The following is a 17,465-nucleotide window of genomic DNA, read 5'->3' as shown; positions in this document are numbered from 1 at the left end:
GATGAACGTTCAGGCATTACCCATGCATCGGTTTATCGACCATCGTGGGGACCTAGTCGGCCAACTACCCAACTGGGCTGACACTGAAACATTGGTCGGGTTTTACCGAGACATGGTATTAACTCGCACTTACGACAACAAAGCAGTTGCCTTGCAACGCACCGGTAAGCTAGGGACCTATCCCTCACACTTAGGCGCGGAAGCCATAGGCATTGCGGTAGGCAGAGCACTTAAAGCCGATGATGTTTTTGTCCCTTACTACCGCGATATGCCTGCGATGTGGTGTCGTGGCATTGGCATGGAAAAGAACCTTCAATACTGGGGGGGCGATGAGCGCGGGAGTGATTTTGCTCCTGAGGGCAGTCCGGTTCCTAGCCGAGACCTTCCCTACTGTGTACCCATAGCGACGCAATGTACGCATGCTGTCGGGGTGGCTTCCGCGCTAAAAATTCAAGGTAACCATGAAGCTGCGCTAGTCATGTGCGGCGATGGTGGTACATCCAAAGGGGACTTTCTTGAGTCAATAAACTGCGCAGGTACTTGGAATATTCCACTTGTTTTCGTCGTAAACAATAACCAGTGGGCAATTTCAGTGCCGCGTAGTCTCCAATGTGCCGCCGATTTCTTATCAGAAAAAGCGCAAGGTGCAGGTATACCGGGTATTACTGTCGATGGTAACGATGTCGTCGCCGTTTATGATGCAACTAAAACCGCCCTTGAGAGAGCAAGAAAAGGGAAAGGCGCAACACTCATCGAAGCGGTGAGTTACCGACTGAGTGACCACACTACGGCCGATGATGCGACTCGTTATCGTAAAGAAGATGATGTTCAAACCGCATGGCAATACGAACCTATCGCACGTCTTAAAACGTATCTCCTTAATCAAGGCGCTTGGAGCGACGAACAAGAACAGCAATGGCTAGATTACTGTAAAGAGCAAGTAGAGTTAGCTGTTGAACGCTATCTGAGCTTACCGCCACAAGCACCAGAAACCGGTTTCGATTATTTGTATGAATCGCTACCTCAAGAGCTTCATGCACAAAGAGATGAACTCATCAACAAGGCAATGAGAATGCAGGGAGGCAGACATGGCTGAGCTAACGTTGGTTGAAGCAGTAAACCTTGCCCTGCACCACGAAATGCAACAAGACCCCAATGTTGTCGTATTAGGTGAAGACGTGGGCGATAATGGTGGTGTATTTCGTGCCACTGTTGGACTCAAGCAAGAGTTTGGTCTTAAACGAGTCATCGATACGCCACTCGCTGAAGCCTTAATCGGCGGGGTTGCGGTCGGTATGGCAACGCAAGGATTACGACCTGTCGCCGAATTTCAGTTTCAAGGTTTCGTTTTTCCTGCGATGGAGCACTTAATGTGCCACGCGGCTCGAATGCGTAACAGAACTCGCGGTCGGCTCACTTGTCCCGCGGTTTTCCGTGCGCCATTTGGCGGCGGTATCCACGCTCCGGAACACCACTCAGAAAGCGTGGAAGCGTTATTTGCTCACACTGCTGGATTTAAAGTGGTGATTCCTTCTTCTCCACAACGCGCATACGGCTTACTTCTCGCTGCAATTAGAAGCAATGATCCCGTCATGTTCTTCGAACCGAAGCGCATATATCGCACCGTTAAATCTGAAGTCGTTGATAACGGCGAAGCACTCCCACTCGACACCTGCTTCACCTTACGCAAGGGGCGAGATATCACGCTCGTTACTTGGGGCGCATGCGTCGTAGAGTCACTTCAGGCCGCGCAAACCTTGTCTAGTCAGGGAATTGAAGTCGAGGTGATTGATTTGGCGAGTATTAAGCCAATTGATACCGCGACGATTTTCAGCTCACTAGAAAAAACTGGACGTTTACTCGTTGTTCATGAAGCGAGTAAAACTTGTGGTGTGGGATCTGAGCTATTAGCTCGAACAGCTGAACACGCCATGTGCTTACTTAAAGCCCCACCTAAACGAGTAACTGGAATGGACACCATTATGCCTTATTACCGTAACGAAGATTATTTCATGGTTCAGAAAGAAGACATTGTGACCGCAGCGCGCGAACTCGTGGAGGATTGGAAATGAAAACGTTTAATTTACCCGATCTCGGTGAAGGTCTCGCTGAGTCAGAAATTGTCAAATGGCACGTTAATGTCGGAGACATGGTTAAATTAGATCAAGTGATCTTAACCGTAGAGACAGCAAAAGCGACGGTAGACGTCCCTGCCCCCTATTCGGGCCGTGTGGTCAGCCGTCATGGTGAGGAAGGTGAAATCGTCAATATTGGAACATTACTGCTAGAGATTGATGAAACAGGTGCCGGGATAGAAGTAACGGAAGAGAAAAAAGCCACTGCTGACGCCGCAACCGTCGTCGGTAGCGTTTCTCACCAAGCGCATCATGTTAACGTTGATGATTTCTGGATTGGTGGCAACCACAACACGACAGAAAGTAACCTCGTTACCGCCCTGCCTTCGGCTCGCTTGTTGGCACAAAAACTTGGGGTAGATCTTAACCTCGTGTCAGGTAGTGGCCCGAACGGACTTATCGTTGATGCCGATATTTACGACGAAGCCGGAAAACAGCGTCCAGGCACCGAAGTTTTGAAAGGCGCTCGACGTACCATGGTGTCGTCTATGACCGAATCGCACGAACATGTTGCCGCCGTAACCATTACGGAAGAAGCGTTGTTGGAAGATTGGCTGCCAAACGAAGATATCAGTATCCGCCTTGTTCAAGCGATTGTTCATGCGTGTAAAGAAGAGCCTGCTTTAAACGCTTGGTTTGATGCCGAAACCATGACACGCTGTGTACACACAACGGTCAATGTAGGAATTGCAGTAGATAGCCGTCATGGATTGTACGTACCAGTTTTGCGCCACGCAGATGAATACGAGCCACAAGATGTTCGTCGTTGGCTCGATCAAACCGTTGAAGGGATCAGAGAGAGAAAAATCGGTCGTGAGCAATTGCAGCACGCGACGATTACGCTTTCCAACTTCGGCGCGATTGCCGGTATTTACGCAACACCTGTCGTCACACCGCCACAAGTCGCTATTGTCGGCGCGGGCCGAATACTCGACCGAGTTGTGATAAGAAATGGTCAAGCAATTTCGGTGAAAGCAATGCCGCTATCCGTAACGTTTGATCATCGCGCTTGTACTGGTGGTGAAGCTGCAAGGTTTACGAAAGTACTTGCAGAGCACCTGCAACGTCCGAGCGAAAAGTAACTTATTAAAATCAAATGATAAAGGCTTCCAATTTGGAAGCCTTTTGTTTTAGGGAACAAGACTATATCTACAGCTTCTCTAACAGCTCAGGCATTACCACAAACAAATCGCCGACCAATCTATAATCTGCAATGTCAAAAATAGGCGCATCAGGATCGCTATTAATTGCAACAATCACCTTGGAATCTTTCATTCCCGCCAAATGCTGGATCGCGCCAGAAATTCCGACGGCAATGTATAACTCCGGTGCAACAATTTTGCCGGTTTGCCCGACTTGATGGTCATTAGACACATAGCCCGCATCGACCGCCGCTCGTGACGCCCCTACCGCTCCACCTAGCTTGTCAGCCAATTGTTCTACTAAAACAAACTTCTCTTTACTCCCGAATGCACGACCACCCGACACTACTACTCTAGCCGCTGGCAATTCTGGTCGCTCACTTTCTGGCGTTTGTTGCGAAACAAACTCACTAAGTTTATTGATAATCACCGTGTCGACTTGAGTAAGCTTAGGGACAACTGGTGTGTCAGATAGCTCTGCGGCATCAAAAGCCGTACTTCTTATGGTCATCACTTTATAGGGATCATTCGACGTGACTCTCGCCAATGCATTTCCAGCATAAATTGGACGAATCACCGTATCGATAGACTCGATTGTCATCACGTCAGAAAGTTGACCAACATTAAGCAACGCCGCCACACGAGGCATCACATTCTTACCAAATGTACTGGCAGGAGAAAGAATGTGTGAGTAGTTTTTGGCTACTTGTGAGATCAAAGGTGCGATATTTTCCGCTAATCCATGTTCATATCCCTTCGCATCAACCCAGATAATTTCTGCAACACCCTGAACACAATTCAACTCATCCAAAACTGATTGGCACTGATAACCAATAAGCAACACAGAAACAGGAAGCGATTTATCATCATCCTTAATCTCAAATGCCGCTTTAATTGCACACAGCGTCCCTACAGCCAACGATTGGTTGTCATGCTCTGCGAGCACAAGTGTTGCTAATGGTCGGTCTTCCATGGTCATGCCTCATATAACACGTCAGATCCATTACTTGAGCTTAGTCCACTTCACGTTAACGTCAACTGAGCTATAGTTTTCTGTATAGAAACCAAAACCTGTCACGCAGATGACGATAATAGAAAGGAAGCATAAAGATGGAACGAGAATGCATGGAGTTTGATGTCGTGATCGTGGGGGCCGGACCTGCAGGCTTAAGCGCCGCTTGTCGGCTAGCTCAACTCAGCCAAGACAGTGAAGGTGACGCACTTTCAATTTGCGTTGTAGAAAAAGGCTCAGAAGTGGGCGCACATATTTTATCTGGCGCTGTTTTTGAAACTAGTGCCTTAGATGAGCTTTTCCCCAATTGGAAAGAAATGGACGCCCCGCTAGCAGCCTCGGTTCAACGAGATAATTTCCTTTATCTTACTACTGAACAAAACCATATTCGAGTTCCTCACATCCTTACACCGCGTCCAATGATAAATAGCGAGAATAATTACGTAATTAGCCTTGCCAACCTTTGCCGTTGGCTCGCTAACCAAGCAGAAAATCTTGGGGTGGAAGTTTTTCCGGGCTTTGCCGCTGCAAGCATCAATTATGATCAGACTGGCGCAGTGACAGGCATTAACACGAGCGATATGGGACTAGATAAGAACGGCCAGGCCAAACCTAACTTTGAACCAGGTATCGAGCTAAGGGCAAAATACACCCTTTTTGCTGAAGGTTGTCGCGGACATCTGGGTAAAGAACTTATTCAAAGGTTCGACCTAGATGCAGGAAAGCAACCACAGCACTACGCGCTTGGCCTAAAAGAGATATGGGAGTTACCCACTGACAGTAAGGATGTATCTGGCAGTGTTATCCACTCCGCTGGCTGGCCCTTGAGTGAAACAAATACCACAGGCGGCGGTTTTCTCTATCACATGGAGAACAACCAAATCGCCGTGGGGCTTATTGTCGACTTGAATTACAGCAATCCTTACTTGAGTCCATTTGACGAATTTCAACGCTTTAAACACCATCCTGCTATTGAGCCACATTTGAAAGGTGCTCAGCGCATCGCTTACGGCGCAAGAGCCATTGCGAAAGGTGGACTTTCCTCTCTGCCGAGACAGCAATTCCCTGGCGGTTTATTGATTGGTTGTGATGCGGGGACTTTGAACGTTGCTAAAATTAAAGGCAGCCACACAGCAATGAAATCCGGAATCATTGCAGCAGAAGCGGTACATACGGCCCGACAAACTGGAGCTTCTGAGCCAGACTACCAGTCGTTGTTCGAATCATCATGGTTGTATGACGAACTCGCTGAAACGCGTAACTTTGGTGCGAACATTCATAAGTTTGGCAGCATACTGGGCGGTGCTCTTTCGACTTTTGAACACAACCTGTGGCAACCACTGGTTAAGAGGCCGTTACCTTGGTCTATCAAGGACTATTCGCACGATCATGAGCAGTTAAAACCTAAACAAGAGTGCCACCCAATTGCATACCCAAAACCAGATGGTGAAATCAGTTTTGATAAGCCTTCGTCGGTATTTTTGTCGGGAACACAGCACGAAGAGAATCAACCTTGTCACCTTGTTCTGACTTACCCTCACATTCCAATTGATGTGAATTTAGGCATGTATGACGAACCAAGTCAGCGCTATTGCCCCGCAGGGGTTTACGAAGTGGTGGAAGTGAACAATAAGTTGAAGTTTCAGATAAATGCCGCCAACTGTGTGCATTGCAAAACCTGTGACATCAAAGATCCTTCGCAAAACATCACGTGGAAAGCACCAGAAGGTGGCGGCGGACCAAGCTATCAAAACATGTAGATACGTTAGTATGTTGACGATCTAACAAATGGATAAACAAACCGATTGGCAGAGCCTCATTACTCCTGCCAATCGACAAAATGATCAAGCAAGAAGTCGATAGCCAATCGCGCTCGTAGTGGTAGAAAGTGACGATTCTGATAAACAATCCAGCTGCTGTTGCCGCTTCCCCAATACGGCTCTAGTATTGGCACCAAACGACCAGACGAAATAGCATCGTTGAAACTACTCTTCGGTAAGTACGCAACACCTAATCCTTCTGCACAGGCTTGCAAGACCGTGTGTGCGTTATTGCTCTTCCATCTGCCCTGCACTTTTACGCCATCTAAAGGCTTGCCGTCTTTTTCAAACAACCAAACGTCCTTATTGGCAATAATGCAGCTATGACGCTTGAGTTGCTCTGGGTGCGTTGGTAAACCATGTTCATCGAGATAACGCTGACTGGCTGCCGCTGCCATGGGACGATCCACCAGCTTTCTCGCAACCAAGCCTGAATCACTCAACCTGCCGTAACGAATGGCAAAATCGAAACCATCTTCAATAAAGTTGACCATGCTGGTGTTGAAGTTAATTTCAACCGTGAGATTAGGATGTTGCTTGGCAAACGCCATCAAGGCAGGCGCTACATGGTTCTCAGAAAACGCACCAGCGGCACTCACGCGTAACGTACCACTCAACTGAGTTTGCTGCGTGGTGAGCTGTTCATTGGCTTGCTGAAGCCCAATCACCAATTCTTTACACTGCTGATAATACGCTTGCCCCGCTTCCGTTAGACTCACCATTCTTGTCGAACGGGCTAACAAAGCGACACCTAATCGCTCTTCTAATCTTGTGACTTGGCGACTGACATGACTGGTACTGCAACCTAACTGTTTTGCCGCTGCAGAAAACCCTAAGCTCTCAGCAACCGTAACAAACTCATTGATGCCTTCAAAACTGTCCATACTTACCTTTGCTATATAGCAATAATGTTTTGCCAATTAATCATATTATCACTTATTTGTTTAGCAATTAGTATGAAGGTGTTCAACAAATACACGTAAGCCAAAAAGGAAACCATCATGAAGAAAGTACTCATCATTGTGACGAACCATGCGACTCTTGGTGAAACTGACCAAGCAAACGGAACTTACGCGCCAGAGCTCACTCATGCCCTTAGCGAGCTACTAGGTGCAGGCTTCGATTACGACATTGCCTCTATCAAAGGTGGACAAGCACCACTGTACGGAACCGACATCGAAGGCGACGCAGTGAACGAGAAAATCTTGGCGGATGATGATTTCCAGAACCGCATCAACAACACGATTCCAGTGTCACAAATCAACGGTGACAACTATGATGCGATCTTCTATCCGGGTGGTTTTGGTCTTCTTTCAGACCTAGCGAGCAACGAAGATTTTGCCAAGATTTCTGCAAAACACTATGAAGATGGCGGTATTGTTGCAGCAGTTTGTCATGGTCCGGGCGCTCTTCTTCCTATCACGCTTAGCAATGGCGAAAAGCTGCTTGCGTCTAAATCAGTAACAGGTTTCACTCGCGAAGAAGAGATCGACTTCGGCACCATCAACGATATCCCATTCCTATTGGAAGAATCTCTTGCACGCAGCGCAGCGCGCTACTCTAAAGTGCAACCATGGCAAGAGTTTGTAATTGTGGATGATCGTGTCATCACAGGTCAAAACCCAACGAGCGCACACGGCGTAGGCAGAGCGATTGTTGAACACCTAGCTTAAACGCGCCGGAAACTACAACTATCCTAGAAGAGGAAAGCGTGCTTTGTCATGCTTTCCCTTGCTACAGGCGATCGCAAGATGCGCTTATACTTCTTCCCCTGCCTCGTCCTCTTCTACGATATCCGTTTCTTGGCTCGCCTCTTCCAACCATTGCTGTAAAGATTCACTTGCTAGCACCTTCTGTTGGTAAGCTTTGGCACCTTCGGATAACTCGATACCGTAAGTTTGGAAACGCAATACCACAGGTGCATACATAGCATCCGCTATCGACCATTCTCCAAATAGCCAACCGTTTGGATGCAGTTCTGCTTGCTCTGCCCAAATAGCGTCAATGCGAGCAATATCTTTACGTGCTCCCTCCGTTAGATCGACTTTTCTGCGTGCGCGGATGTTCATTGGGAGTTCGCTTCTTAAGTTAAAGAAACCCGAATGCATTTCTGATGCGATGGCGCGTGCTTTAGCCCGTTCCGCAGACTTACTTGGCCATGCTTTGCCTTGTAAGTATTGCTCGTTAACGTATTCCAAAATAGCTAATGAATCCCACACGGTTGCGTCATCATCCACTAAGGTAGGGACTTTCACGGTTGGTGTAATACCTTCCAAGGTCTTATAAAAATCTTCCGTGAATAATTTGAGCTTGGTGACTTCGACATCCAGTTTGAATTGAGAAAAGATCAGCCATGCGCGCAGTGACCAGCTTGAGTAGTTTTGGTTAGCAATAAACAGTTTCATGACGCCTCCATGCGGTTTGTGTTTTGAGTACCCATTCACAATATCTGATTGTATTTAAGGGGACTAACGGATAGTTTTGATGGAACACTTCAACAAAAACGATGGATGAGTTTTAGATATGGATATCGATGCGTTACGCAGCTTTCTGGCTTTTGTCGAAACGGGAAGTTTCACTCGTGCAGCCAAGCAGATCAATCGCACCCAATCCGCATTCAGTGCGCAAATGCGTAAGCTAGAAGACGAACTCAGCGTCAGTTTGTTTGAAAAAGAAGGTCGCAATCTTGTCTTAAGTGAAGCGGGATTAGCACTACGCTCTCACGCAGAGCAATTGGTTAGCTTGCACAATCAAGCACTGAAACAAGTGAGGCGCTATGAAAACAAGCGCCCTCTTCGCTTAGGTTGCCCAGAGGATTACAACGACAATATCTTGCCTAAAGTCATCCGCGTATTACAGCAATCTGAGCCCACATGTTCAATTCAAGTCTTCAGTGAGCCAAGCATCACCTTGAGAGAGAAACTAGATGAAGGAAAGCTAGACGCCGCTATTGTGACAAGAGCACCGGATAGTGAAGAAGGTTATTGGCTAGCGAGCGACAAAGGCGTGTGGATTGCTCATCCTGATTTTGACATTGAGAACGCCCAACCTCTCCCTCTCGCCCTATTCCAAACCGACTGTAAATACCATGCGGCAGCAGTAGACGGATTAACCAAACGTGGCACTCCTTATCAACTACTGGCATGTTGCAATACGGCTTCTGCACAACGAGCAATTGTACGTTCAGGCATGGCTATCGGTGCGATGGGCAGTATTAGCGTTAGCGAGGATCTTAAGATCTTAGACGATATGCCATCGCTACCTTCCGTGGATATCGTTTTGGTCACGGGCGTCGAGCCTCATCCGATACTGGATAAAGAATGCTTGGCGCAATTGGTTGAGTTAATGGCTTAACCGGATTAGCTAGCCAATCACAAAGTTAAATTGGCCAGTTAATCGCCCGTCGGTTCGTATGGTTTCAAACTGTAGATAATCTCGGGCTTTGCCACCCCACCATTCATCACCAGTATTGCCTTTTAAGTACAACTGAGTGGTCAGAAGCTCTTGGTTATCCCGCCACAACTTAACGTGAATGTGCGGTGGACGAGAGGCATAAGGCACGGGGTACAAAGTCTGGAATAAGTAGCGACCATCCGATTGAGTTTCTACCGCGCCAAAACCTGCAAAGTGAGCATCAAACTTATCATTATTTGGCTGCTTAGGATGATCGTAAATCCCCTGCCCATCGCATTGCCAGATTTCTACTTTGATACCCGAGACAGGGTTTCCCGATGTATCTACGACTTTACCTTGCAACACGATAGCTTCACCGACCAAACCTTCTGTTTGCAGAATCAAGTTTTGACGAAGAGGAATGTTCACTACTGGATAAAATGGCCCTTCAGTTTGTGCTGGCGTTGGCCGCATTGGTGTTTTCGCTTTTAAAGAGGGTACGAACAACAATGTCCACAGCGCTAAAAAGTGTCTTCTTTCCATGGTGCCACCAATGCAATTACGTTGAATTAAGTTTGGGGGAACTTGAGGGATTTGCCATAACGAATATAAAAAATGTCCCTGCAAGAGAGTCATTTGCAGAGGCACTGTGAAACTAAGTGATGAGTGTTGATTGAAGGTTTATGCGGCTTCGAACGCCAATGCTTTCTTCTCTACCTGACGGAAAATGAGAGTCAGCACACCATTTACCGTTAAATAAAATGCGCCTGCAATACCAAATACCGTCAACGTGTCGTAGGTTTGTGCGTTAATGCGTTGCGCGTAGCCCATCAGATCCATGATCGTAATCGTGCTTGCTAGTGACGTACCTTTGAAGACCAAAATCACTTCGTTCGAGTAAGCCGGAACCGCACGACGAATAGCGTATGGCAGCAGCACTTTTAGTGTTGCGGTTTTGTTCATACCTAATGCACGACACGCTTGCCATTGACCAGAAGGAATCGCGTTAAACGCTCCTTTGAACAACTGAGTGCTGTATGCAGCGGTATTGAGTGCTAGCGCTAACATCGCACAGAACCAAGGTTGGCTTAACCATGTCCAGAATACACTTTCTCTTACGGCATCAAACTGACCCGGACCGTAGTACACCAAGAAGATCTGTACCAGCAAAGGCGTACCTGTGAACAAGGTGATGATGCCACGACTTACCCAATGCAAACCCGGAGTACGTAGGATCAGAGTCAGCGTCATCATCAGAGCTAAAAGACAGCCCACAACCAAGGAAGCGGCGGTCAATTGGAGGCTAGTGCCTAAGCCATCCAGCATTTGCCAAACGTGTTGTTCGTTCATGCGGTCGCCTCCTGTCCCATGCTCATGCCTTGAATTGAGAACTTCTTATCAATCAGTTTGACGGCACGTTGTGTAATCAAAGTAATGCCTAGGTAAATCACCGCAGCGGTTGCGTACCATGTAAACGCTTCATGCGTCGCTGCAGATGTTAGCTGCGCTTGTTTCAACAAATCCGTCACGCCGATCAGTGATACAAGCGCGGTGTCTTTCAGCAGAACTAACCATTGGTTAGTTAAACCTGGTAGTGCGTGTCTTACTGCTTGTGGTAAAACAATGCGAACGAAAGCGTGTGCTTGACTGATGCCGAGTGCACTTGCTGCTTCTCTCTGCCCTCTTCCAACGGCTTTTAATGCGCCACGTAGAGTTTGAGAAGCGTAGGAAGCGAAGATCAATGACAACGCCACCACGCCAGACAAGAACGGGCTAACTTCAATAAAGTCGCCGGTGATTAAAAACAGAACCTGCGTCGAACCAAAATAGATGAACAACACGACAAGGATTTCTGGCAAGCCACGTACAATCGTCACAAACGCCGTCATTGGCCATTTAACGAAAACGCGGCGAGACATTTCACCACTGGCGAATACCACTGCCAGAATCAAACCGACTAAGAGGCTTGTGAAGGCTAGCTGGACAGTCATCCAACTAGCTTGAACAAGCGATAAAGAGTAACCCGTTAGTGCCATATTACTTACCGAAGTATTTGTTGTAGATTACGTCGTATTCGCCGTTTGCTTTCACTGTTTTCAGTGCTGTGTTCAGCTTGTTCACTAGCTCGTCGTTACCTTTATTTACTGCGATACCGAAACCGTTACCGAAGTATTTAGGGTTAGTGATGTGCTCACCCACGTAAGCTAGGTTGTCTTCTTTCTTGAACCATTCTGCTACGACTGCTGTGTCACCGAATACAGAATCAATACGGCCATTCTTCATATCGATGAATGCGTCTTGGTAGCTTGAGTAAGGAACCGCTGTTACGCCAGGCATTTGCTCAATCAGGTAGCTTTGGTGTGTTGAACCGTTTTGAACACCAACACGCTTACCTTCTAGTGCTTTTTGATCGGCCACTTTTTCTTTGATAGAAACAAACGCTGCTGAGTTGTCATAGTATGCATTCGTGAAATTCACTTGCTCCAAACGCGCCTCAGTAATGTCCATTGCAGAGATTGCCGCATCGTAGCGCTTGAATTTTAATGCTGGGATCAGGCTGTCAAAAGATTGGTTGTGGAAGGTGCATTTTGCTTCGATTTCTTTACATAGTGCATTCGCCAGATCCACATCAAAACCTTGGATTTGGTTGTTTTCATCCATGTATTCGAACGGTGCGTACGTCGCTTCCATCGCGAATTTGATCTCTTCTTGTGCTGCTGCGTTTGCTGCCATAGTTGCAGAAGAAAGGCCGATTAGTGAAGCTAGTAGAATCTTTTTCATTGCAATACTCCGTGTGTACTTAGTGGGCTGACACTCGCAATGACAGCCGAGCTTATCTGTTAAATAGACTGAACTTTAAAAACGTGATTTAGTGATTTAAGTAGTCAGCAAACTGGGCGGTTTGCGGGTTAGAAAACGAATCATTTGTGCCGTGCTCAACGATGTGTCCTTTTTCTAAATACAGTACGTGGCTAGCGATTTTCTTGGCGAAATCCACTTCGTGCGTCACAACTACTTGTGTAATTCCGGTTTCGCTTAAATCTTTAATAATCTTAACGACTTGGTTAGTAATTTCCGGATCAAGCGCAGCGGTCGGTTCATCAAAAAGCAAGACTTCCGGTTTCATCATCAATGCACGAGCAATCGCCACACGTTGTTGCTGACCACCAGAAAGTTGCATCGGCCATGCATCCGCTTTGTCTGCCAAATGCAGCGTCGCAAGAATTTGCATTGCCTGCTTCTTCGCTTCTTCTTTATCCATGCCAGCGACTTTTACCGGAGCCTCAATCAGGTTCTCCATCACTGTCATATGCGGCCATAGGTTGTACTGTTGGAACACCATGCCCACTTTACGACGAAGCGCTAAACCTTGCTTCTCTTTGATTTCAGTTGAAAAGTCGAATGCGTCATTAGCGATGTTTAACTGGCCGTTATCCGCTCCTTCAAGAAGGTTAAGAACACGTAGTAGAGAGCTCTTCCCTGCACCACTCGGACCGAGTAACACCAGTGTTTCGCCGCTTTCACACTTAAAGCTGACATCGTGAAGCACTTGTGTCTCACCGTAGGATTTATTGATTCCGCTTACCTGAATAGTCATGCTGACATACCGCATTAATTGTCACTTGGCATTTATATTACTCAAAAGGATTTTTTATGCAATAAAAATGTATAAAAATTAATTTCGTTAAATTTTTGTATGATAAGCAATCAATACAACAGAGAATATGACTGGTTTAATCAGTTGGTTTTAACTGAAATTGTTGATGAAAATCCAACAATATGATGGCAATCGAAACAAGGTTAAAATTCTGGTTACTTTTGTGCTTGTGTAGATGGAATTTTGAGTCTTTGAACGTACTACACCCGACGCAGACCTTCTCATTTTTGCCGGGCTTCCCCCCTCGATTTCCGGTAAAGCCTTCTATCGGCGGGTTCCTGATTAGGACTTTGTGAATGGACTATAATTTCTCTTTGTATTCTGGCCCTTAATTCGAGTCATCTAAGTATGAGTGAGATAACCCCATGTTGAAGTCGCATTGTTTTTCTCTCATTGCACTTGCTTCTCTGAGCTTACTTTCTATACCCAGCGTTTGGAGTAGAACATCAATCGTGTTACCTGGATTGCATGAACAGGGTATTGATCTTCAAGATAAGCCTATATCTGCTGCCGCTGCACTTGAATGGGAGTTGGATAATGCCGATATCGTGTTTGGAGCTTACAAAGATAAGAGTGATAACGAGCGTGTAAAAGCGCTTGGTTACATGTACAACCAAAAGCTGGAACTTAACTCAGGTTGGCTGGAAAACGATATACGTAACCAAGCAGAACTGAATGGAATTGACTACGAAGATTTCTTTCTCCACTTTTCTGAAGACACTATCCTAGCTGAAGTCGACTCAAGCCATGGTGAAAATACCTTACTCAATCGAAAACCGATGATCGTTGGCTATACCGCCAGCGCTGACCACGCCGGCTTTTGGCTATATCAACCACCGCCATGGGATGCTGATGTATTTGGCCAGGCGAATAATGGTGGAGCCCTCTATGTCTATCACTCAGAGAAGTTCGACCGCTTAGCCTTTACGTTCTCTCAGTTTGCTCAAGGCGGCAGCTTCACGATTGAATACCCTTCTGCTATCGACTCGTTTGGTCGGGTAACAGAATGGAAACGCTTCGCGATTAAAAAAGACAAAACTGAGAACATGACTAAAAACCAAACAGTAAACTGGTCTGTTCCTTCGGATTGGGTTCGCGCTACAACGCATGATGGTAGCGGAAAAACTTATGGTGGCGGTCAGTACTTTGGCTCCACCTTTTTACGCGACGGCGGCCGCCTTTACTTTGCGAAAATTACTTGGCATGACGGCAACATAGAAAACCGCCCACGTCTCGAAAACATTCAACTCAAAAATAGCTTCCCTGCCGTCAATATCTCAGGAGCACCAACGGAGACACCGGAAGGTCAAACCATTCAACGCCGGCGTAAAATTCGTGGCTTCGACAAATCTGCAGATCGAAACCAAGACAATTATCTTTCTTGGAATGAATACAAAAACCGTTCGAATAAGAATGCAACGGCCCGATTTCGTTGGGAGTCACGGGTTATTCCATTTGGTCGTATGTGGAATCAAACCTCTTCTTGGGCATTGACCAATCTCGGTAATCCCGTTTTTACCAATACAATGCGCCACTATTACCAAGCTGAATGGGCGAAACAAGGTTTAAATGGTGCGTACAACGACGATACGAATAAGTTACTCGGTGCAAATCAGTTCTACATATATTCCGGAGGCACAGTGGATGAACTTGGTTTGGTGGCGGGTAGCCAAGCTGCTGACGATGCTTACAAAGCGCAATTCTCGGCGTTCTTGAATAAACTGGCAACGCTGGATGAAGATGCGTTAATTGGCCTCAACATAGGTACGGCAAACTTATTCGGTCGTAATGGGCAAAACCACTTGGTTAACGCTGGCTCCTTGTACTTGCGCGAGCACTACCTTTTCCCTGCTACCGGCTTTAGTGGCTATGCTGGCTTGGCTAAATTTTGGGATAACTCTGCACTCGCCAAAGCGGGTCAGAAAGTGATTTATCAAGCGACCACGCGTTATGGTCGAGTTCAATACTTTGGCAACACTGAGGATAACTGGAAACAGGACCAATACTCTGCACTAGCGGTGTTCTACTTAAACTATCACCCTGAGCGCATTTACTTTAATCAGTGGAACAATGGCTACTTATATGGAAGTAATAACACAACAAGTGACAACTTCTGGAAGGCAGGCGTACCAAAGAATATTGCTTATCAACCTAGCTCCTTGCTTGCCGTTGATTTGGGAGAGCCTGCCAATCAAATACCAGAAGGATATCAGGCGACTCCGCTAATGATGTCCACCAGCACGCCCTATTCCGCCGATTACACGGTGATTGGAGATGCTTCTATGAGCAAAGTGGCTCACCCTGACTTGCCTAATGGCGCTATCGATTTGTTACCAACCCATACGTACTTTGCGTATCACTCAGACGATGCGGTAGTGATGCATGGCCCTACAGAGATGGTGTTAGCCCGCGAATTCACCAAAGGCCGAGTGCTGTATCGGACTGATTTCTTTGGCAAAAATATCGATTACTTCTCCTCACCGAAGATAACTATCGCACTTCCAGAGCCTATGCGACCTGTAGATCAAGACGGTAACATCGGCGACTATGTTTCTCATATTGAGATTGGCGGCTACGAAGGAGTGTTCTTGCTGTATTAACTCCCTTTCAACACGCCTCACCAAACGCTTCATAAATCGCCGTTTTTATGCTTAACGTCACTGAAAAAAACTTGTTCACTGAATCTTTATAAACCGATGTATATACTGAAGTAAATGACAACGACAAGGAAATTCAGTCACATGAAGACGACACCTTCAATGCTCTCTGTTCTGCTGCTATCAGCATTATCTACTCATGCAAATGCGGACGAATGCGGAAAAATAACCATCGCAGACATGAATTGGAATTCGGCCAGCTTAATGGCGCACATCGACCAATTTGTCTTAAATGAAGGCTACCAGTGCGATGCGGAATTGATCCCTGGTGATAGCGTTCCTACAGGCACCTCTATGATTGAAAAGGGACAGCCTGACGTTGCGCCAGAGTTATGGACAAACGGTATTAAAGAAGCACTTGATAAAGGGATTGCGGATAAACGCTTGCGCATCGCTAGTGAATCGCTTGTCAATGGTGGTGAAGAAGGGTTTTGGGTTCCCGCCTATCTGGTAAAACAGTATCCAGAACTCGCGACAATAGAAGGCGTCATCAAGCACGCCAAACTATTTGAACACCCAGAGGATGATGACAAGTTCGCGTTTTATAGCTGCCCTGCTGGTTGGACATGCCAAATCACCTCCGGTCACTTGTTTAATGCATTAGGGTTAAGTGAGCACGGCTTTGAGATGGTTGACCCAGGATCTGGCGCAGCATTAGCTGGCACCATCGCCAAAGCCTATGATCGCAAAATGCCTTGGTTTGGTTACTACTGGTCACCGACCCCCGTATTGGGCAAGTATGATATGGTCAAAGTGGATTTTGGTAGCGGAACAGATTTAGAAGAGTATCGCAACTGTACCACTCAGCCTGATTGCGCTTCACCAAAAGTAACAATGTACCCACCTTCTCCAGTTCGCACAGTAACAACTGAGGCGTTTGCGAGCAAAGAACCCCAAGCATTCGCGTACTTGCAGAAACGCGGATTTACCAACGAGCAAATGAGTGAAATGCTGGCCTGGATGGAAGATAACTACGCGGACGGTGAAGAAGCGATGTTTTACTTCTTTAATACCTACCCTGACTTGTGGAAAGGCTGGGTATCTGAAGACGTCGCGGTGAGAATCGAAAAAGCGCTTTGATGATTAATACTTAAAGTGCCACAAATCATTTAACCTCCCATACCGTTTGAATAAACGGCATGGGAGACTCGTCAACGACTCGTTAATACATGGTGTGACCATTCAATGTTTCTTTAGGAATCTCTTGCAGAGCGTCCCAATGTTCGACGATCTTCCCATTGTGATCAAAACGAAAGAAATCCATTGTCACGTATTCAATATCATTAGGCCATGTTTGGTGAGTGTGTAGTGCCACCAAGTTCCCTTCAGCAATGGCTCGCACAAACGTAATGTCTTTATTGGGATACTCATTTTGTATCCGCTCAAAATACTCGATAAAAGCCTCGGGGCCATTTCCAACTAATGGATTGTGCTGAATGTACTCATCGCCAACATAGTCTTCAACCGCTTTTCTTGGATTACCTCGATAGGCGGTTTCGTAAAACGCAATGGCATTTCTTTTATTCTCTTGCAGATCCATTTTTCTTACCTGTGTTGCTCCATCTTGCGGATAACGGTAATCATAGTCTTTGAACTTCAGAAGTGACCAAACTTCGCGCACAAAAAAGGCCGCTAAAGAGCAGCCTTC

The 17,465-nt window shown here is 46.5% G+C and carries 17 protein-coding genes; 8 read left to right on the top strand and 9 right to left on the bottom strand.

Annotation, left to right across the window (positions count from 1 at the left end; all coding sequences use genetic code 11):
* Position 1 precedes the first annotated feature (1 nt).
* Genes pdhA through MTF70_RS15100 form a run of 3 tightly spaced genes read left to right on the top strand, consistent with a single transcriptional unit; the run spans position 2 to position 3,217 of the window.
* The gene (pdhA, locus tag MTF70_RS15110; RefSeq protein WP_025998586.1) at positions 2-1,096 is read left to right on the top strand and encodes a pyruvate dehydrogenase (acetyl-transferring) E1 component subunit alpha; all 1,095 of its coding nucleotides are present in this window, start codon (positions 2-4) and stop codon (positions 1,094-1,096) included.
* Positions 1,089-2,072 carry an alpha-ketoacid dehydrogenase subunit beta gene (locus MTF70_RS15105; RefSeq protein WP_042521051.1) on the top strand — a complete coding sequence of 328 codons (984 nt, stop codon included), beginning with the start codon at positions 1,089-1,091 and terminating at the stop codon, positions 2,070-2,072. The genes pdhA and MTF70_RS15105 overlap by 8 nt, the downstream gene beginning before the upstream one ends.
* Complete coding sequence (locus tag MTF70_RS15100) at positions 2,069-3,217, top strand: dihydrolipoamide acetyltransferase family protein (protein WP_042521053.1); 1,149 nt, start codon at positions 2,069-2,071, stop codon at positions 3,215-3,217. Before MTF70_RS15105 ends, MTF70_RS15100 begins: the two co-directional genes overlap by 4 nt.
* Positions 3,218-3,284: 67 nt before the next feature.
* Here MTF70_RS15100 and MTF70_RS15095 read toward each other — a convergent pair whose 3' ends face one another.
* Entirely contained in the window at positions 3,285-4,250 is a 966-nt protein-coding gene (locus MTF70_RS15095; RefSeq protein ID WP_042521055.1) for an FAD-binding protein, read from the bottom strand.
* Between the two features lie 137 nt (positions 4,251-4,387).
* Between MTF70_RS15095 and MTF70_RS15090 the strand changes: the two genes are divergently transcribed.
* Positions 4,388-6,049, top strand: a complete 1,662-nt coding sequence (locus MTF70_RS15090; RefSeq protein WP_042521057.1) for an electron transfer flavoprotein-ubiquinone oxidoreductase — start codon at positions 4,388-4,390, stop codon at positions 6,047-6,049.
* A 59-nt stretch (positions 6,050-6,108) separates the two neighbouring features.
* Here MTF70_RS15090 and MTF70_RS15085 read toward each other — a convergent pair whose 3' ends face one another.
* The gene (locus MTF70_RS15085) at positions 6,109-6,993 is read right to left on the bottom strand and encodes a LysR family transcriptional regulator (RefSeq protein WP_042521059.1); all 885 of its coding nucleotides are present in this window, start codon (positions 6,991-6,993) and stop codon (positions 6,109-6,111) included.
* Between the two features lie 117 nt (positions 6,994-7,110).
* Here MTF70_RS15085 and MTF70_RS15080 point away from each other — a divergent pair, with 117 nt between their 5' ends.
* On the top strand, positions 7,111-7,782 hold the full coding sequence (locus MTF70_RS15080; RefSeq protein ID WP_005388562.1) for a type 1 glutamine amidotransferase domain-containing protein: 672 nt from the start codon (positions 7,111-7,113) through the stop codon (positions 7,780-7,782).
* Between the two features lie 84 nt (positions 7,783-7,866).
* On the opposite strand, the gene MTF70_RS15075 is transcribed toward MTF70_RS15080, so the two are convergent.
* Positions 7,867-8,514 (bottom strand): glutathione S-transferase family protein, encoded by a 648-nt coding sequence (locus MTF70_RS15075; RefSeq protein ID WP_042521061.1) that lies wholly within the window; start codon positions 8,512-8,514, stop codon positions 7,867-7,869.
* Positions 8,515-8,632: 118 nt separating this feature from the next.
* On the opposite strand from MTF70_RS15075, the gene MTF70_RS15070 reads away from it, so the two are divergent.
* Positions 8,633-9,463 (top strand): LysR family transcriptional regulator, encoded by an 831-nt coding sequence (locus MTF70_RS15070; RefSeq protein WP_042521063.1) that lies wholly within the window; start codon positions 8,633-8,635, stop codon positions 9,461-9,463.
* 9 nt (positions 9,464-9,472) lie between these two features.
* Here the strand turns inward: MTF70_RS15070 and MTF70_RS15065 are convergent, their stop codons facing one another.
* The 5 genes from MTF70_RS15065 to artP all read right to left on the bottom strand — a co-directional run bounded on the left by MTF70_RS15065 (position 9,473) and on the right by artP (position 13,100).
* Entirely contained in the window at positions 9,473-10,045 is a 573-nt protein-coding gene (locus MTF70_RS15065; protein ID WP_042521065.1) for a protocatechuate 3,4-dioxygenase, read from the bottom strand.
* A gap of 138 nt (positions 10,046-10,183) precedes the next feature.
* Entirely contained in the window at positions 10,184-10,852 is a 669-nt protein-coding gene (gene artM / locus MTF70_RS15060) for an arginine ABC transporter permease ArtM (RefSeq protein WP_005388569.1), read from the bottom strand.
* The gene (artQ, locus tag MTF70_RS15055) at positions 10,849-11,538 is read right to left on the bottom strand and encodes an arginine ABC transporter permease ArtQ (RefSeq protein ID WP_042521067.1); all 690 of its coding nucleotides are present in this window, start codon (positions 11,536-11,538) and stop codon (positions 10,849-10,851) included. Before artQ ends, artM begins: the two co-directional genes overlap by 4 nt.
* 1 nt (position 11,539) lies before the next feature.
* Entirely contained in the window at positions 11,540-12,283 is a 744-nt protein-coding gene (locus tag MTF70_RS15050; RefSeq protein WP_047100941.1) for an arginine ABC transporter substrate-binding protein, read from the bottom strand.
* An 88-nt stretch (positions 12,284-12,371) separates the two neighbouring features.
* Positions 12,372-13,100, bottom strand: a complete 729-nt coding sequence (gene artP / locus MTF70_RS15045; RefSeq protein WP_017634245.1) for an arginine ABC transporter ATP-binding protein ArtP — start codon at positions 13,098-13,100, stop codon at positions 12,372-12,374.
* A gap of 425 nt (positions 13,101-13,525) precedes the next feature.
* On the opposite strand from artP, the gene MTF70_RS15040 reads away from it, so the two are divergent.
* Positions 13,526-15,760, top strand: coding sequence for a hypothetical protein (locus MTF70_RS15040; RefSeq protein ID WP_044129517.1), 2,235 nt, complete (start codon positions 13,526-13,528; stop codon positions 15,758-15,760).
* A gap of 141 nt (positions 15,761-15,901) precedes the next feature.
* Positions 15,902-16,897 (top strand): ABC transporter substrate-binding protein, encoded by a 996-nt coding sequence (locus tag MTF70_RS15035; protein ID WP_005375798.1) that lies wholly within the window; start codon positions 15,902-15,904, stop codon positions 16,895-16,897.
* Positions 16,898-16,979: 82 nt separating this feature from the next.
* Here MTF70_RS15035 and MTF70_RS15030 read toward each other — a convergent pair whose 3' ends face one another.
* Positions 16,980-17,357 carry a nuclear transport factor 2 family protein gene (locus tag MTF70_RS15030; RefSeq protein WP_025767673.1) on the bottom strand — a complete coding sequence of 126 codons (378 nt, stop codon included), beginning with the start codon at positions 17,355-17,357 and terminating at the stop codon, positions 16,980-16,982.
* Between the last annotated feature and the right edge of the window lie 108 nt (positions 17,358-17,465).

Origin of the sequence: Vibrio sp. 2CM40D (assembly GCF_023161825.1) — a bacterium.
Lineage (GTDB): Bacteria > Pseudomonadota > Gammaproteobacteria > Enterobacterales > Vibrionaceae > Vibrio > Vibrio alginolyticus.
The sequence above is the reverse complement of the archived record's forward strand: the minus strand, read 5'-3'. Positions and strand labels throughout refer to the sequence as shown.

Bases quoted from the DNA above. Each gene is read 5' to 3' on its own strand.
- pdhA (WP_025998586.1), top strand. From the start codon at position 2: ATGAACGTTCAGGCATTACCCATGCATCGGTTTATCGACCATCGTGGG.
- MTF70_RS15105 (WP_042521051.1), top strand. From the start codon at position 1,089: ATGGCTGAGCTAACGTTGGTTGAAGCAGTAAACCTTGCCCTGCACCAC.
- MTF70_RS15100 (WP_042521053.1), top strand. From the start codon at position 2,069: ATGAAAACGTTTAATTTACCCGATCTCGGTGAAGGTCTCGCTGAGTCA.
- MTF70_RS15095 (WP_042521055.1), bottom strand. From the start codon at position 4,250: ATGGAAGACCGACCATTAGCAACACTTGTGCTCGCAGAGCATGACAAC.
- MTF70_RS15090 (WP_042521057.1), top strand. From the start codon at position 4,388: ATGGAACGAGAATGCATGGAGTTTGATGTCGTGATCGTGGGGGCCGGA.
- MTF70_RS15085 (WP_042521059.1), bottom strand. From the start codon at position 6,993: ATGGACAGTTTTGAAGGCATCAATGAGTTTGTTACGGTTGCTGAGAGC.
- MTF70_RS15080 (WP_005388562.1), top strand. From the start codon at position 7,111: ATGAAGAAAGTACTCATCATTGTGACGAACCATGCGACTCTTGGTGAA.
- MTF70_RS15075 (WP_042521061.1), bottom strand. From the start codon at position 8,514: ATGAAACTGTTTATTGCTAACCAAAACTACTCAAGCTGGTCACTGCGC.
- MTF70_RS15070 (WP_042521063.1), top strand. From the start codon at position 8,633: ATGGATATCGATGCGTTACGCAGCTTTCTGGCTTTTGTCGAAACGGGA.
- MTF70_RS15065 (WP_042521065.1), bottom strand. From the start codon at position 10,045: ATGGAAAGAAGACACTTTTTAGCGCTGTGGACATTGTTGTTCGTACCC.
- artM (WP_005388569.1), bottom strand. From the start codon at position 10,852: ATGAACGAACAACACGTTTGGCAAATGCTGGATGGCTTAGGCACTAGC.
- artQ (WP_042521067.1), bottom strand. From the start codon at position 11,538: ATGGCACTAACGGGTTACTCTTTATCGCTTGTTCAAGCTAGTTGGATG.
- MTF70_RS15050 (WP_047100941.1), bottom strand. From the start codon at position 12,283: ATGAAAAAGATTCTACTAGCTTCACTAATCGGCCTTTCTTCTGCAACT.
- artP (WP_017634245.1), bottom strand. From the start codon at position 13,100: ATGACTATTCAGGTAAGCGGAATCAATAAATCCTACGGTGAGACACAA.
- MTF70_RS15040 (WP_044129517.1), top strand. From the start codon at position 13,526: ATGTTGAAGTCGCATTGTTTTTCTCTCATTGCACTTGCTTCTCTGAGC.
- MTF70_RS15035 (WP_005375798.1), top strand. From the start codon at position 15,902: ATGAAGACGACACCTTCAATGCTCTCTGTTCTGCTGCTATCAGCATTA.
- MTF70_RS15030 (WP_025767673.1), bottom strand. From the start codon at position 17,357: ATGGATCTGCAAGAGAATAAAAGAAATGCCATTGCGTTTTACGAAACC.